13 protein-coding genes are annotated in these 14984 nt (G+C 72.3%); 3 read left to right on the top strand and 10 right to left on the bottom strand.

Annotation, left to right across the window (positions count from 1 at the left end):
• Window positions 1-6 precede the first annotated feature (6 nt).
• Window positions 7-729 carry an ABC transporter permease gene (locus DTL70_RS32735; RefSeq protein WP_114025648.1) on the top strand — a complete coding sequence of 241 codons (723 nt, stop codon included), beginning with the start codon at window positions 7-9 and terminating at the stop codon, window positions 727-729.
• Between the two features lie 124 nt (window positions 730-853).
• Here DTL70_RS32735 and DTL70_RS32730 read toward each other — a convergent pair whose 3' ends face one another.
• The 6 genes from DTL70_RS32730 to DTL70_RS32705 all read right to left on the bottom strand — a co-directional run bounded on the left by DTL70_RS32730 (window position 854) and on the right by DTL70_RS32705 (window position 7299).
• Window positions 854-2215 (bottom strand): CynX/NimT family MFS transporter, encoded by a 1362-nt coding sequence (locus tag DTL70_RS32730; RefSeq protein WP_245980306.1) that lies wholly within the window; start codon window positions 2213-2215, stop codon window positions 854-856.
• An 80-nt stretch (window positions 2216-2295) separates the two neighbouring features.
• On the bottom strand, window positions 2296-3096 hold the full coding sequence (locus DTL70_RS32725) for a FadR/GntR family transcriptional regulator (protein WP_114025647.1): 801 nt from the start codon (window positions 3094-3096) through the stop codon (window positions 2296-2298).
• A 139-nt stretch (window positions 3097-3235) separates the two neighbouring features.
• Window positions 3236-3859 (bottom strand): chorismate mutase, encoded by a 624-nt coding sequence (locus DTL70_RS32720; protein ID WP_114025646.1) that lies wholly within the window; start codon window positions 3857-3859, stop codon window positions 3236-3238.
• Window positions 3860-4079: 220 nt separating this feature from the next.
• Window positions 4080-4910: a hypothetical protein gene (locus DTL70_RS32715; RefSeq protein ID WP_114025645.1), complete on the bottom strand. Its 831-nt coding sequence runs from the start codon at window positions 4908-4910 to the stop codon at window positions 4080-4082.
• A 311-nt stretch (window positions 4911-5221) separates the two neighbouring features.
• Window positions 5222-6730, bottom strand: a complete 1509-nt coding sequence (locus DTL70_RS32710) for an FAD-binding oxidoreductase (RefSeq protein WP_245980304.1) — start codon at window positions 6728-6730, stop codon at window positions 5222-5224.
• A complete protein-coding gene (locus tag DTL70_RS32705; protein ID WP_114025644.1) occupies window positions 6682-7299 on the bottom strand; it encodes a TIGR03086 family metal-binding protein in 618 nt (205 codons plus the stop codon). The genes DTL70_RS32710 and DTL70_RS32705 overlap by 49 nt, the downstream gene beginning before the upstream one ends.
• A 149-nt stretch (window positions 7300-7448) precedes the next feature.
• Here DTL70_RS32705 and DTL70_RS32700 point away from each other — a divergent pair, with 149 nt between their 5' ends.
• Window positions 7449-8576 (top strand): helix-turn-helix transcriptional regulator, encoded by a 1128-nt coding sequence (locus DTL70_RS32700; RefSeq protein ID WP_114025643.1) that lies wholly within the window; start codon window positions 7449-7451, stop codon window positions 8574-8576.
• Here DTL70_RS32700 and DTL70_RS32695 read toward each other — a convergent pair.
• Complete coding sequence (locus DTL70_RS32695; protein ID WP_114025642.1) at window positions 8558-10168, bottom strand: MFS transporter; 1611 nt, start codon at window positions 10166-10168, stop codon at window positions 8558-8560. The two genes, DTL70_RS32700 and DTL70_RS32695, sit on opposite strands and share 19 nt — an antisense overlap.
• A gap of 111 nt (window positions 10169-10279) precedes the next feature.
• On the opposite strand from DTL70_RS32695, the gene DTL70_RS32690 reads away from it, so the two are divergent.
• Complete coding sequence (locus DTL70_RS32690) at window positions 10280-11269, top strand: Lrp/AsnC family transcriptional regulator (RefSeq protein ID WP_114025641.1); 990 nt, start codon at window positions 10280-10282, stop codon at window positions 11267-11269.
• Between the two features lie 28 nt (window positions 11270-11297).
• On the opposite strand, the gene DTL70_RS32685 is transcribed toward DTL70_RS32690, so the two are convergent.
• From DTL70_RS32685 to pheA, 3 genes are all read right to left on the bottom strand, one after another.
• Window positions 11298-12113 (bottom strand): HAD family hydrolase, encoded by an 816-nt coding sequence (locus DTL70_RS32685; protein WP_114025706.1) that lies wholly within the window; start codon window positions 12111-12113, stop codon window positions 11298-11300.
• Window positions 12114-12223: 110 nt separating this feature from the next.
• A complete protein-coding gene (serS, locus tag DTL70_RS32680) occupies window positions 12224-13501 on the bottom strand; it encodes a serine--tRNA ligase (protein WP_114025640.1) in 1278 nt (425 codons plus the stop codon).
• Window positions 13502-14034: 533 nt separating this feature from the next.
• Window positions 14035-14964, bottom strand: a complete 930-nt coding sequence (pheA, locus tag DTL70_RS32675) for a prephenate dehydratase (protein WP_114025639.1) — start codon at window positions 14962-14964, stop codon at window positions 14035-14037.
• Window positions 14965-14984 lie beyond the last annotated feature (20 nt).

The following is a 14984-nucleotide window of genomic DNA, read 5'->3' as shown; positions in this document are numbered from 1 at the left end:
GACCTGATGTACAACCCGACGGTCGCGCGGCTCACCTACCGCGCGCTCCTGGGCCGCCGCCGCGCCCTCATCCTGTGCGTACTGCCGGCCCTGCTGCTCGTCGTGTCCGCCGCCGTACGCGCCATGAACGGCGCGGACGACGCGGTCGCCAGCCAACTGCTGGGCGGCTTCGCCCTCGCCACCCTGGTGCCACTGGTCGGCGTGATCGCCGGAACCGGCGCCATCGGCCCCGAGATCGACGACGGTTCGGTCGTCTACCTGCTGTCCAAGCCGGTACCGCGCCCCTCCGTCATCCTCACCAAGTTCCTCGTCGCCTCCGGCGTGACCGCGGTGTTCTCCGCCGTCCCCGTGCTGGTCGCGGGGTTCGTCCTCAACGGCAACAGCCAGCAGATCGCCGTCGCCTACGCGCTCGCCGCCGTGGTCGCCTCGATCGCCTACAGCGCGCTGTTCCTGCTGCTGGGAACGGTCAGCAGGCACGCCGTTGTGATCGGACTGGCCTACGCGCTCATCTGGGAGGCGCTCATCGGCTCCCTCGTGGGAGGCGCCAAGACCCTCAGCGTGCAGCAGTGGGCGCTGGCGCTGGCCGAGAAGGTCGCGGGCAGCGGAGCCGACATCAGCTCCGCCGTCGGACTGCCGACGGCGGTGGTGCTCCTCGTCGTGGTCACCGTGGGCGGCACCCTCTTCGCCGGACAGAAGCTGCGCACCCTGACGCTGGCGGGGGAGGAGTGAGCGAGGGAGCAGCCGGGGCAGTACATGTCCGAAGGGGAGCATCCGGCGTTCCAGGACGGTGAAAAAGGCGGGTGGGAGCGTGATTTCCGCTCCCACCCGCCTGCTCTCCTGCCAGGCCGTTCGTTCAGCCCGCCGAGGTACCGATCCTGCGGTCGCGGCCCGCGCCCAGACCGAGCAGCACGAGCGCCCCGCAGACGCACAGCAGCAGCACGATCGGAATCGTCCAACCGCCCGTCACCTGGTGCACGGCGCCGAGCACGAGCGGGCCCGCGGCGGCCAGCAGATAGCCCCACGTCTGCGCCATGCCCGACAGCCGTGCGGCCGTGTGCGCGTCGCCGGAGCGCAGCACCATCAGCGTCAGGGCGATACCGAGCGCGCCGCCCTGGCCGAGGCCCAGCAGCGTCGCCCACACCCAGGCGCCGCCCACCGGAGCGACCAGCAGACCGGCGATGCCCATGGCCATGAACAGCGCCACCACGGCGCACAGCAGACGCTGCCGACGCATCCGCCCCGCCAGCGTCGGCACCACGAAAGAGCCGCCCATCTGCACCAGCGTGCTGAATGCGAAAACCAGCCCTGCGCTCGCCTTGCTCATACCGTGGTCGGTGAAGATCGTCGGCAGCCAGGCGATCGTCACGTAGGCGATCAGCGACTGGGAACCCATGAACAGGGTGATCTGCCAGGCCAGCGGCGAGCGGGTCAGCTTCGGACCGTCCTGCTGTCCGTCCGCGTCCGGCCCCGCGGAACCCGACGACTGCGCCGGCACGGCCGCGGCCTCCCCGTGGTGGGTACCGCGCCGCGCGAGGACGGCCTGCGGCAGCCACGCGCACGCCGCGATCGCCGCGAGCAGCGCCCAGGAGACCAGCGAACCGCGCCAGCCGCCCAGCGCGTGCTCCAGCGGAACGGCGGCGGCGGCCGAGACGGTCGCGCCCAGGATCATCGCCGTCGAGTACAGAGCCGTCATGCCGGCGGCCTTCTCCGGGAAGTCCCTCTTGATCAGACCCGGCATCAGCACGTTCAGCAGCGCGATCCCCGAACCGACCACCGCGCACCCGCCGAACAGAGTGACCGCCGCGGGCGCGATCCGCAGCACTATGCCGCCCGCGAGCAGCACGAGCGCACCGAGGAGCACCGTCTCCGTGCCCCAGCGCCGCGCCAGCTTCGGCGCCAGCGGCGAGACCACGCCCATGAAGATCAGCGGAATGGTGGTGACCAGGCTGCTGACCGTCGAGGTCATGTGGAAGTCGTCGCTGATCTCGCTCAGCACGGGAGAGACCCCCGCGAGCGCGGCGCGCATGTTGAGCGACGCCAGGACGATACCGACGAACAGCAGCAGCGGATGCGCACGCAGCCGCCTGCGGGCCGCCGCCACCGGTGGCGCCGGCGCCAGGTCCTCCTCCGCGTCGATCAGTTCGGCCGAAAGGAGCTCCTCGGTGGTGAGCCCTTCCGCGGGCGGTGTGAGTCCTTCCCTGGGGGACGGGGACATGCGGTGGTGCCTTTCTGACGAACGGTGGCGCGCGGGGGGACGCCGCCAGGCGTGCCCTCACGCCGAGGGGGAGCGGACACTCACTCCGGAGCGGACGCGCGCTCCGAAGCGGACACGCGCTCCGAAGCGGACGCGCGCCCCGAAGCGGACGCGCGCTCCGGAGCGGACACGCTCTCCGCGCCGAGGAGCGTGTCGACGGCCTGCTTGGGTTTGGCGAGCAGCTCCCTCGCGGCCCGCTCCGCGACCTCGGGGTCGCCGGTCGCGATGGCGTCCACGAGGTCGTGGTGATCGGTCTCGTGGATGCGGGGCATGTGCCGGTCGTGCAGCGAGGCGACCAGCGCGTCCCGCACCGAGCTGCTGAACCAGGCGTACGTCGCGCTCAGCGCGGCGTTGTGCGCCGCGTCGACGACGGCGACGTGGAACTCGATGTCGTGCTCCGCGTACAGCTCGTACTGGCCGTCCGCCGGCTGCCCCCGGCTGTCACGGAACGCCGCCTGCGCGGCCAGCGCGGCCCGCATCCGCTCCAGATCGGAGGGCTGGTGCCGCAGGGCCGCCAGCCGGGCGCCCTCGGCCTCCAGCGCGATGCGCAGCTCCAGCACGTCGCGTACGTCGGCGCGCTGCACCCCCCGGACGATCTCGCCCGGATCGGCCGTGGCCACGACGAACGTGCCCTCGCCCTGCCGCGAGCGCAGCATCCCGGAGTGCACCAGGACGCGCACGGCCTCCCGCACGGTGTTGCGGCCGACCTGGAGCTGCTCGGCCAGCGCGTGTTCCGTCGGGATGCGCTCACCCACCGCCCACTCACCCGCGGTGAGCTGCGCCCGCAGCTCACCGACGACCGTGTCGACGAGCGACTGCCGTCCGGCGGCACGCAACGCCATGTCCTGACTCCTGTCGGTTCCGCGATCCCGATGTCCGGGCAACCGGACTTCCGCGAGAGCCTCGCGCGATTCGCCCGGTTGCCCAGTCATCCTACAACTGGCTCGTACGGTCCCGAACACCTGGGCGAGGAGACTCCTCTCACGCCCCGCAGACAGAGGGCAGCGCTCTGAGCAGAGCCTGTGCGTGCAGCGCGTCGAAACGGCGCTCCCCCGCCTCGCGGACCGCGTCGGCCCTGAGCCGCGGCGTACACGCGGGCTCGCCCCGCGGCCGCTCGGCGGCGGCGAGCCCGTCCAGCAGCCGGACGGTGATCCGGTCGAGCCGCGGACGCACCTCCCCGGCCAGGTCCGGCAGCCGTGTCGGGCGCGCGGACGGATACCGGTCCCACCGGGCGAACAGTCCCCGCTGGACATCCTTGCTCGCCTCGATCTGATCGCGGAAGACGGCCGTGGCCAGGCGCCGGTCCACCCCGCGAGCCGCGGATCGCTCGGCCACGTCGTCGAGTACCACCCGCTCGCGCGCCGGATCGCTGATCGGCTCGCCCGTGCCGTACTTCGCCGCGGCCACCAGGTCCGCCAGCGCGAGACGGTCGGCGGACACCTTCGCGACGGCGGTGAGCGCCCCGCCGCGGGCCGGCGGGGGCGGGGTCCCGAACGCCTCCGCCGGGTGTCCGGGCGTCGCTCCCGAGGCCGGAGCACACATCAGGGTCGTCGCCGCCAGGGCGGCGGCAGCGGCTCCAGCCGTCCGGCGTTTCCGTGTGCGCATGGGGGGGCTCCTTGAGCGGGACAGGCTTGAGCGGTACGGGTTTGAGGGAATACGGCGATAGGGGGATACGGGTTCGGGTGTGGCGGGCCGGTGGCGCCGTCTGTCCGAGGGGCGTTGTGTCAACGGGACGGCGCCCCCGGAGGTCGCGGGCCGCGGGCCGGGGGCGCGCCCTGCGTGTCACGCTGCTGTGCCCGTCAGGCTGCCGTGCCTGTCGTGCCGGTCACTTCTCGTCGCGCGGACGGGGCGAGGTCTGCCGGGGCAGCAGCAGCTGTGGCGGTACGGGCCTCGCGTCGACGGCCCGCATCACCGAGCGCAGGTCCTGGCGCATCTCGCGCATCTCCTCGCCCATGTCGGCGAGGCGCTGACTCATCGCGCACACCACCTGCTCGGTGCGCTCGGTGCGCCGGTCGGTCTCCGCCAGCCGGTGGTCCACCCGGTCGACCCGCGCGGACATCCGTCCGATCACCGGGCCCAGCTCCTGCAGGACGGCACCCAGCTCGGCCCCTGAGGTCTCCAGGCGGGTGACCCTGCGGTCGAGCGAGCCGTACCCGGCCGCCAGCGTGCGGACCGTCTGACGCAGCTCTTCCGTCGCCCGCTGCACGGCTTCGACGCCCGGATGGACGGTGTGGGTAGGGGCACTCTCCTCGGCGTTGAGAAGGTAGGTGCGGACCCGCTGCGCGATGACGCTGTCCCGCAGCAGCATCGCCACGTTGAGGACGGCACGGCGGTCGAAAACGGTCAGGCTCCGCACGCGCTGTGGATAACTCGGCCCTTCGAATTTTGTGACCGACAACTTGTCGGTCACAAATTCTTCCAGGTCAGAGCCCCGCAGCACGGTCATCCCGTTGTGTGTGAGCTCTTCGCGGTGCCGCTCGGCGAGTTTTTCCACAGTTTTCGGAGGCACTTCGAAGTAGTTGGCCACATCCCGGGTGGTGGCCTGTGCACTGCCTGTGGAAAACGCCAGGGCCTTCACTTTGTCGAGGACTTCGACCTTGTGTGCGAGCCCGGAGCGCGCGCTGGGCGACTCCAGGAGGACGGAATCGGAGTACATGGATGACCCCCTCGGGTCTTGGTTGCGGACATGTCCGGAAGACCCCGATCGCCTGGGGGTCGGCAGGTGTCCGTATCCAGGAACCAGGAGCGGAGATCAGCTCATGTCTTCCCACGTACCGCACTACCGGCAAGGGGCCCCTGCGGGCTGCGCCTCAACCGGCCACCACCACTTCACGCACTCTCGTCGCCTACTGCTCCAGTCGCCTCCGCGCATCCTGTGCAACGAGGCGTCTTTCGTACGGTTACGCGATGGGAGGATTTTCGCTCGAATTCCCTCCCGGGCCGGAGCCTCTCTCACGTGTCCCGGTCTCACGCCTCCCGGCCGGCCCTCCACAGGTGGAACCGGAACATCCCCTCGGGGTCGTACCGCCGCGCCAGCCGCTCCAGGAAGGCCGGCGTCTCACCCGCGTACACCGACCGGGCGACATCGCGGCTCTGCGGCCCGTAGAGGAAGTTGGCGTTGCGGCCGAGGGCCGCGTCGGCGGCTGGGGCCAGGACACGCTCGTGCAGTGCCCGTACGGCGTCGGGATCGGCTCCCCTGCTCTCTTCGCGGATGTCGGGGATGGCCACAGGGGAGAGCACGTACAGCAGGTAGCCGGCGTCGCGGTGCGGAACGGCATCGGGCACGGCGGGTGGCCGGGACAGGGCGCCGCCGAGGTGACGCATGCTCAGCACGCACATGGTCTCCGCCTCGGGTCCTGAGGCGGCCAGCACCGAGTGCCGCGCCTCGTCGTCGAGGCCGTCGGGGCCCAGCATGAGGTTGGCGCTGCGGTAGCCGTGCGGGGTGTCCGGTTCGCTGAAGACGGAGGCGCACTCCGTGTACGGCATCTCCCGCACCTCGTCCGCCAGCAGGGAGCCGATCGCCCGCAGGGGTGCGATCAGGCGTTCGCCTTCCTGGCGGGTGCCGGTGAACGCGACGTGCACCTGGGCGAGGTAGCGGCCGCGCAGCGGTGCGGGGACAGCGGGGAGGTCGGGCGCGGGCAGCAATGTGACGGCGGAGGTCAGCTCGTCGGGTACCGACGTGGTCCACTTCTGCCAGCTGCGCAGCACGTCCTCGGCGACCTCGCCGCCGTCGAAGACCAGGCGCCCACCGAAGATCCGCTGCACCGCAACCAGCTCGATCTCCATGCCGGTGACGACGCCGAAGCCTCCCCCGCCGCCGCGCAGCCCACGGAACAGTTCCGGCTCGCTGTCCGCACTCACCTGCCGCAGTGGTGTTCCCTCGTCACCGGTGACGAGGTCGACGCGCCGCACGGAGTCCGCCGCGTATCCGAACCTGCGGCCGAGCAGCCCCACGCCGCCGCCCAGGGTGTACGCGACCACGCCGACGCCCGGCGCCGAACCGTTGACCGGCGCGAGTCCGTACCGTGCCGCCTCCGCGACCAGGTCACCCGCCCGCACGCCCGCCTCCACCCAGGCCGTGCGGGCTGCGGGGTCGACCCGGATGGAGCGGAGGTGGCGCGTGCTCACCAGGACGCCGCCGCGCGCGGCCTCGCCCAGCCCGTGCCCGGTGGCCTGTGCGGCCACCGGAAGACCGTTGCGCCGGGCGAAGGCGACGGCCTCTCGTACGTCGTCCGCCGAGTGCGCCGCCACGATCACGTCAGGGGCGTGCCGGTCCCCTCGCTGGAAACCCGTGCGCTCCAGGTCGTAGCCCGCCTCCTGTCGTACGAACACGCTCCCGTGCACCGCCTTGCGCAGTGCGGCCAATCCGCTGAGCACCATCTTTTCCTCGCCCTCTGCGTCCGCTCCGCCGTCCTGGCAGCCGGGGGTCAGTGCCGGCCGGGTGCCGTCTTCCACTCCGGGTCGCGGCCCAGCCATGCCGCGAGGCGTACGTACACGTTGGCGTCCTCGGGCACCTGTCGCGCCTCGCCGAACGGGGCTCCCTCGCGGCCCTCGGCCGGCAGCGCCCGCTGAGCGGCCGCCAGGGCGAAGTGGGCCGGTCCCTCTTCCAGCGTGTCGTCCCGGCCGAGTGCGCGGGCCAGGTCCCAGGTGTGCGTGACGGTCTCCATCACCGAGCCGGCCATCGCGATGCGGCCCGGCATGCTGCCCCAGGGGACGGTCACGACGGCGTCCATGACGGCGTCATCCGACCAGGCGGCGTTCATCCGGGCGCGGCCCTCGTCGTAGAGCTCCGCCCAGCGTTCGGCGGGCACCTCGTCGATCCACTCGGGGACGTCTTTTCCGACGCCGTCGCCGCCCTCCGGAACGGTGGCGATCCGCCGCGCACCGGAGACGACGTGTCCCAGCAGTGCGCGCACGTCGTACTCGTGGCAGGGGGTGGGGTGGTCCAACTGGCCGGGCTTGATGGTCGAGATCAGCTGGAACAGCTGCTCGGCGGCTGCGGCGTACACGGGGCGGGGGTCGGGGATCTGCGGGGTGCTGTTCACGGAAATGTGCTCCTCGGTCGGATCGGAAGGCGGCCACGCGGGAACAGGGACGCAGCCGGTGTGCGACGTTCCGGGGCGCGGGGCCGGGAAGGAGTCTGCCGTCAAAACCTGCCATCGACCGTCAACATTTTCTGCGGCACTGTGGGGGCGTGAAATCCGATCGTCTGCTGTCCGTTCTGCTGCTCCTCCAGACACGTGGCCGCGTGCCGGCCGACCGGCTGGCAGCGGAGTTGGAGGTCTCTTCGCGCACCATCTACCGCGACGTGGAGGCGCTGTCGGCCGCCGGAGTGCCGGTGTACGCCGAACGGGGGCGGCACGGCGGCATCCGGCTACTGCCGGGGTACCGCACAGACGTCACCGGTCTGACCGGTGACGAGGCCCGCGCCCTGTTCGTGCTCGCCGCGCAGGACGCGCACGCGGCCCTCGGACTCGACAACGCGCTGGTCTCCGCGCTCCGCAAAGTGATGGCCGCGCTGCCGGCACCGCACCGTCCGGTGGCCGAACTGACCAGCCGCCGCATCCTGGTGGATCCCGACCGGTGGCGGAGCGGGCCCCGCGCGGACATCGAACTCGACGCGCTGCACGACGCCGTCTTCACCGACCGCAGGCTGCGCATCCGCTACCGGCACGGAGGCGAGCGGGAGCTGCGCACCTACACCGTCGATCCCTACGGCCTCGTCAGCAAGGCCGGCGTCTGGTACCTGGTCGCGGACCGGCGGCGCTCCCCCGCGCTCTTCCGGGTGGACCGGATGGCCTCCGCGAAGGTGCTCCGGGAGCCGGTGCGGCGCAGGCCCGGTGTCGAACTCGCCGACGTCTGGCAGCCGCTGCGCCGCCGCGTGGAGGAGCGGCCCATGCCGGTGCGGGTGACGGCCCTGGTGCACAGAGACCGCTTCGACATGTTCGCCCGCATCGTCGGCCCGGTGCTGGTCGCCGTCCCGGAACCGCCCCGGGCGCCCGCGGACCCCGACGCCGCGGACCCCGACGCCGCGGACCCCGACGCCGCGGACCCCGACGCCGAGGGGGACGACGCGTGGGTGACCGTCCGTCTCGCCTTTCCCGTCTTGGCCGCCGTCACCCAACTCCTCCAGTTCGGCCCCTGGCTGGAGGTCCTCGACCCACCCGAGGCCCGCGCGGAACTGGCCCGCCGGGCCCAAGAGGTGACACGGCTGTACGCCGCCGAAACCGCCCCCGTGGACAGCAACCACGCCACCCCGACGGAAGACGGCGACGCCCCCGCGGAAGACGGCCCAGCCGGGGGCTACGGCGTCGGCGAATGAGCCTCCTCCCGTGCGCGCTCGGGAGCCGTCCCCGAACCTCCCGCAGGACCCGGGGCCGACTCCGGCCCCGGAACCCGCTCCGGCGCGTGCGCCGTCGTCGCGCGCCCCCGGACGAAGAGCAGCACCGCGGCCCCCGCGGCGAGTGCCGCGACGCCGGACACCACGAAGACGCGGTCGAGCCCGGCGGCGAACGCCTCCCTGACGAGCCCCATCGGCACCCCCGCCTCGCGGGCACGGCCACTCCCCGCGGCCTCCGCGGCCGCACGCGGCACCCCCAAACCGGTCAGCACCTCGCGTATCCGGGTGGCGAACAGGGTGCCGAGCACGGCGACCCCCAGCGCGTAGCCCAACTGCCGGAAGGTGTTCACGGCGCCGCTCGCCAGCCCCGCTCGCTCGGGCGGTACGGCACCGAGCGCGGCGGCGATCAGCACGGTGAGCGCGAGACCCACACCGACCCCGATGAGCAGGCATCCGGGCAGCAGCGCCGTCCAGGACGAGCCGGGCGCCACCAGCGTCTGTGCGAGCACGCCGACGCCGATCACGAGCACGCCGACGCCCAGCGGGTACTGGGGACGCATCCGTTGCAGCCGCCCACCGAACAGGGCGGCGACGAGGAAGGAGACCACCGACATCGGCAGCAGGGCGAGGCCCGCGCTCAGCGGGCTCATGCCCAGCACCGACTGGGCCCACAGCGCGCTGTAGACGAAGTGTGCGAAAGCGGCGGCCTGGGTAAGCAGCGCCGCCCCCATCAGCACGGTGAACGCCCTGTTCCGCAGCAGTGACAGGTCCAGCAGTGGCGCCGCGGCCCGGTCCCGGCGCACCCTCGCACCGCCCAGGGCGCGCTCCACCAGCGCGAACCCCACGGCGGCGAGCCCGGCGACGACCAGCGACGCCACCGTCAGCCGGTCGCCCCAGCCCGCGTCGCCGCCCCGCACCAGCCCGTACGTCAGCGCGCCCACACCCAGGGTGAACAGCGCGGCACCCGCCCAGTCCACGCGCGCCCCCGCGCCCCGCGGGGGGCGGGAAGCGGGCACCGTGCGGTAGGTGATCCACAGGGCCAGCGCCGTCAGCGGTACGTTGACGAAGAAGATCGCGCGCCAGTCGACGTACTCGGTCAGCACACCGCCGAGCGCGAATCCGCACCCGGCGGCGGCGCCGTTGACCGCGCCCCACACACCGAACGCGACGCCCCGTGCCCGCCCGTGGTACGTGGCGGTGATCAACGGTGCGTTCGCCGCGAAGATCGCTGCCGCACCGACACCCTGCACGGCGCGCGCCGCGATCAGCCAGCCGACGTCGGGGGCGAGTCCGCAGGCCAGCGAGGCGAGCGCGAAGATCACCAGGCCTGCGGAGAAGACCCGCCGCTTTCCGTGCAGGTCGGCCAGCGAGCCGGCGGCCAGCAGCAGCGCGGCCAGCGCGACCGCGTAGACGTCCACCACCCACTGCAGGGAGGTGAACGAGGCGTCCAGTGCGGTCGCCATGCTCGGCAGCGCCGTGTTCACGATCGTCACGTCGATCAGCAGCATGAAGGCGCCCAGTGACAGGGCGACGAGCGGCCACCAGCCCGGGCCGCTTCCGGTTCTTTTCCTCATGCCGCCAGGCTCGGAGAAATCGGCTGCCAGGCCGAACCAGTGGGCGCCGGACGGTGGATTCCGACATCGACTACCGTCTTTGTGGTGCAAACCCACACCGCTGCCCTCCGCATGCCTCCGCCGCTGGACGATCTCGACCGGCAGCTCGGACACGCCCTCCAGCTCGACGGGCGGGTGGCGTTCTCCCGGATCGCCGAGGTCCTGGGCGTCTCGGACCAGACGATCGCCCGCCGCTGGGCGAAACTGCGCGGCGGGCGCGCCATGCGCGTCCTGGGCCTGACGGAACCCGCGGCGCTGGGGGAGACCGTCTGGCTGGTGCGGGTCTCGACCACGCCTGATGCGGCCGTGCCGCTCGCGGAGGCGCTCGCGCGCCGGACGGACACCTCGTGGGTGGGGCTGATGGCGGGCGGCACGGAGGTCAGCGCGGTCGCGCGCTCCAGCGGCGACTGGGCGCGGGAGGGCGGCGAGGCGCTGCTGCTGCGTGAGCTGCCGCGCACGCCGCGCGTGCTGGGGGTCAGCGCCTACTGCAAGCTGCACCAGTATTTCGGTGGCGCGGAGGGGCTGATCCTCAAGTCGGGGACGCTCTCGTCCGCGCAGGTGGCAGCGCTCTCCCCGCCCCCGGCCCGGCTGCCCGACGAGCCCGTCAGGCTGACCGCCGGCGACCACAAGCTCCTCGCCTGCCTCGCGCGCGACGGCCGCGCGCCCGTGCCGGAGCTCGCCGCCGCGACGGGTTGGTCGCCGTCCACCGTGCGGCGCCGCATGACGGAGCTGCGGGCGAGCGGGGCGCTCTACTTCGACCTCGACTACGGCCCCTACCTGTTCGACCAGGGGCTGCGGGCCACCATCTGGCTTTCCGTACCGCCTGCCCGGCTGCACGCCGTCGGGCAGGCGGTGGCCGCGCACCCGCAGGTGGCGTTCGCGTGCGCCACCACGGGCGCGGCCAACCTGTTCCTGACGGTCGTGTGCAAGAACTCGGCGGCCCTGTACGCCTACCTGACAGGACCGCTCTCCCAGCTGCCCGGGGTGAGCGGCATGGAGACGTACCCGATGGTCCGCAGCCTCAAGGGCCCCGGACCGTTCTGGCAGGGCCCCCTCCGGTAGAGCCCCGGCTCGTGGGGGCATCCGGCCCCTACGGGCGGGACAGCAGCCGCTCCAGGACCACGGCGATACCGTCCTCGTCGTTGGCCGCGGTCACCTCGTCGGCGACGGCCAGCAGCTCCTCGTGGGCGTTGGCCATGGCGACGCCGTGCCCGGCCCAGGCGAACATCGGAACGTCGTTGGGCATGTCACCGAACGCGACGGTCTCGGCCGCACGGATCCTCAGGCGGCGGGCCGCCAGCGCCAGCCCCTTCGCCTTGCTGAGCCCCAGCGGCAGCAGCTCCACGATGCCCTCGCCGGCCATCACCACGCCCACCAGGTCGCCGACGGCGGCACGCGCGGCCTTGGCCAGCCCGTCGTCGTCCAACTGGTCGTGCTGGATGTAGAGCTTGTTGAGCGGCTGCTGCCAGATCGTCTCCCGGTCTTCGACGGGGACGTAGGGCAGCGGGCCGTCGTGCACGCGGTAGCCGGGCCCGGCCAGCACCTGGCCGTCGAGACCGTCGCAGGAGGCGGCGACCGCGACGGTGCCGACCTCCTTCTCCAGCAGGTCGAGCGCCTGCCGGCCGACCCGGCGGTCGAGCGTGACGGAGGTCAGCAGCTTGCCCGCTCCCGCGTCGTAGACCTGCGAGCCCTGTGCGCACACCGCCAGGCCCCGGTAGTCCAGGTCGGCCAGTATCCGCTTCGTCCACGGCACCGCACGCCCGGTCACCACGATGTGTGCCGCACCCCGCTCGGCGGCGGCGTCCAGCGCGGCCCGGGTGCGCGCGGAGATGGTGTCGTCGGAGCGCAGGAGCGTGCCGTCGAGATCGGTGGCGATCAGCCGGTAGGGAAACGGAGGCGCGGGCACGGGCGCGTCCGCAGTACCGGGGCCCGCGGCGTCGGCGTCCGCGGCACTGGAGCCTGCGGCATGCGGCCCTGCGGCATGGGGGCCCGCGGCGTTGGCGTCTGCTGCGGTGCTCACTTGGCGATCGGCTCCAGCGCCTCACGCCCGCCCAGGTAGGGGCGCAGCACCGGCGGCACCCACACCGAACCGTCCTCCTGCTGGTGGTTCTCCAGCAGCGCGACGATCGTGCGGGGTACGGCGCACAGGGTGCCGTTCAGCGTGGCCAGCGGCTGCACGTGCTTGCCGTCCCGCATGCGCACGGACAGGCGCCGCGACTGGAACTGGGTGCAGTCCGAGGTGGAGGTCAGCTCGCGGTACTTGCCCTGGGTGGGGATCCAGGCCTCGCAGTCGTACTTGCGTGCGGCCGAGGCGCCCAGGTCGCCGGTGGCCACGTCGATCACCTGGAACGGCAGCTCCAGGGAGGAGAGCCACTGCTTCTCCCACTCCAGCAGCCTGCGGTGCTCGGCCTGCGAGTCCTCGGGGTCGACGTAGGAGAACATCTCCACCTTGTCGAATTGGTGGACGCGGAAGATGCCCCGGGTGTCCTTGCCGTACGAGCCGGCCTCCCGCCGGAAGCACGGAGAGAAGGCGGCGTAGCGCAGCGGCAGCCGGTTCGCCTCGATGATCTCGTCCATGTGATACCCGGCCAGGGCCACCTCGGAGGTGCCGACGAGGTAGAGCTCGTCCTTCTCCAGCTGGTAGACGTCCTGGGCCGCCTGGCCGAGGAACCCAGTGCCGTCCATGGCCTGCGACTTGACCAGCGCGGGCGTGAGCATCGGCGTGAAGCCCGCCTCGGTCGCCTGGGCGATGGCCGCGTTGACCAGCGCCAGCTCCAGCAGGGCGCCGACGCCGGTGAGGAAGTAGAAGCGCGAGCCCGACACCTTCGCGCCGCGCTCGACGTCGATGGCGCCGAGCCGCTGGCCCAGCTCCAGGTGGTCCTTCGGCTCGAAGCCCTCGGCGCCGAAGTCGCGGGGGGTGCCGAGGGTCTCCAGGACGGTGAAGTCCTCCTCGCCGCCCACCGGGACATCCGGGTGCACCAGGTTGCTCAGCCGGCGCAGCAGCTCCTGCGTCTCGGCGGCGGCCTCGTCCTTCTCGGCGTCGGCGGCCTTGACCGCGGTCGCCAGCTCGCCGGTGCGGCGCAGCAGCTCCGCCTTCTCCTCGCCCTCGGCCTTGGGGATGAGCTTGCCGAGCTGCTTCTGCTCGGCGCGCAGCTCGTCGAAGCGGACGCTGGAGGACCTGCGCCGCTCGTCGGCGGAGAGCACCGCGTCGACGAGGTCGACGTCCTCTCCACGGGCACGCTGCGAGGCGCGCGCACGGTCGGGGTCCTCACGGAGCAGGCGAAGGTCAATCACCCCGCCAGGGTACCGGTGACCTCCGACGGCTCTCGATCCGAAATCCCTTTGCGTGTAATTTGTCCGAATTTGCGGTTTTGCGAGGCCCGCATTGCCGACCCCTTCCGGGAATCCCGTCTCTCTTTCCAGAGGGTGGTGGTGAAGGTGATCGCGGGGCCGGTCAGGGCAGTTGGGCGTCGCGTCCACCGGGTTTATCCACAGCGGCCACCGGTGCGGAGCGACTTTTCCACAGGCGGGGAGGCGATGCTGTGGAAATGGGAGAGATCCCTTCCGGCGCCTGCTCGGTCCTCCGGGAATTCCCGCCGTAAACCCGAAATTCCCACCCTTTTGAGGGGGATCAGCTCCCACCGAAGGGTTCATCGAGGGAATTGTGCTGACGAGGCGCGTGCTGGCGGCTGTGGACGGCGATGCGGTATCCATGCCGTTTTGTCGACAGAGTCCGTTTCGCCTGTCGACTTGTTCACAGGTCGCCACTCACCCCTGTGGATAACTTCGCCGCGGCTGTGCACAGTGGGAACAGCGTCGCCCGGACCTCAGTCCCGCCCGTCCAGGCACCGCGTCAGCCAGTCCGCCGCCGCCACGAAGTCCTCGTCCGCCATACCGGGACGCAGCGTCGGCGGCTGCTCGTCCGCGCGCGGATACGAACCCAGGAAGCGCACGGCACGGCACGAGCGCTTCAGCCCCATGAGCACGTCCCCCACCCGGCGGTCCTCCACGTGCCCCTCGCAGTCCACCGAGAAGCAGTACTGCCCGATGCCCTCACCCGTCGGCCGCGACTCGATCCGCATCATGTTCACCCCCCGCGAGGCGTACTCGTGCATGACCTCCAGCAGCGCACCCGGCTGGTCCCCCTGCAGCCAGAAGACGACCGACGTCTTGTCCGCACCCGTCGGCGCCGCGGGGCGCGCGGGACGGCCCAGCAGCACGAACCGCGTCGTCGCGTTCTCCGCGTCGTGGACGTCGGTGACCAGCGGCTGGAGCCCGTACCTCGCCGCCGCGAACTCGCCCGCGAACGCCGCGTCGTACCGGCCCTCCTGCACCAGGCGGGCACCGTCCGCGTTGGAGGCCGCCGACTCCCACACGGCGTCCGGCAGATGCGCCGCGAGCCAGTTGCGCACCTGCGGCTGGGCGACCGGGTGCCCCGTCACCGTCTTGATCGTCTCCAGCGTCGTCCCAGGCCGCACCAGCAGCGCGAACGCGATCGGCAACAGCACCTCGCGGTAGATCATCAGCCGGCCGCCGCCCGCCAGCTCGTCCAGCGTGGCGGTCACCCCGCCCTCCACCGAGTTCTCGATCGGCACGAACGCCGCCTGCGCCTCCCCGTTCCGCACGGCGTCCAGCGCCGCCGGGACGGACACCATCGGGGTGAGCTGGCGGGTGGCGGACTCGGGGAGCGTGTGCAGCGCGGCTTCGGTGAACGTGCCCTCGGGACCGAGGTAGGTGTAGCGGCTCGCAGATGACATGCCGCCACGGTAGCCGCGCC

Source organism: Streptomyces diacarni (assembly GCF_003323715.1).
GTDB lineage: Bacteria > Actinomycetota > Actinomycetes > Streptomycetales > Streptomycetaceae > Streptomyces > Streptomyces diacarni.
Note: the sequence above shows the minus strand (reverse complement) of the source record. Positions and strands in the feature narration are given on the sequence as shown.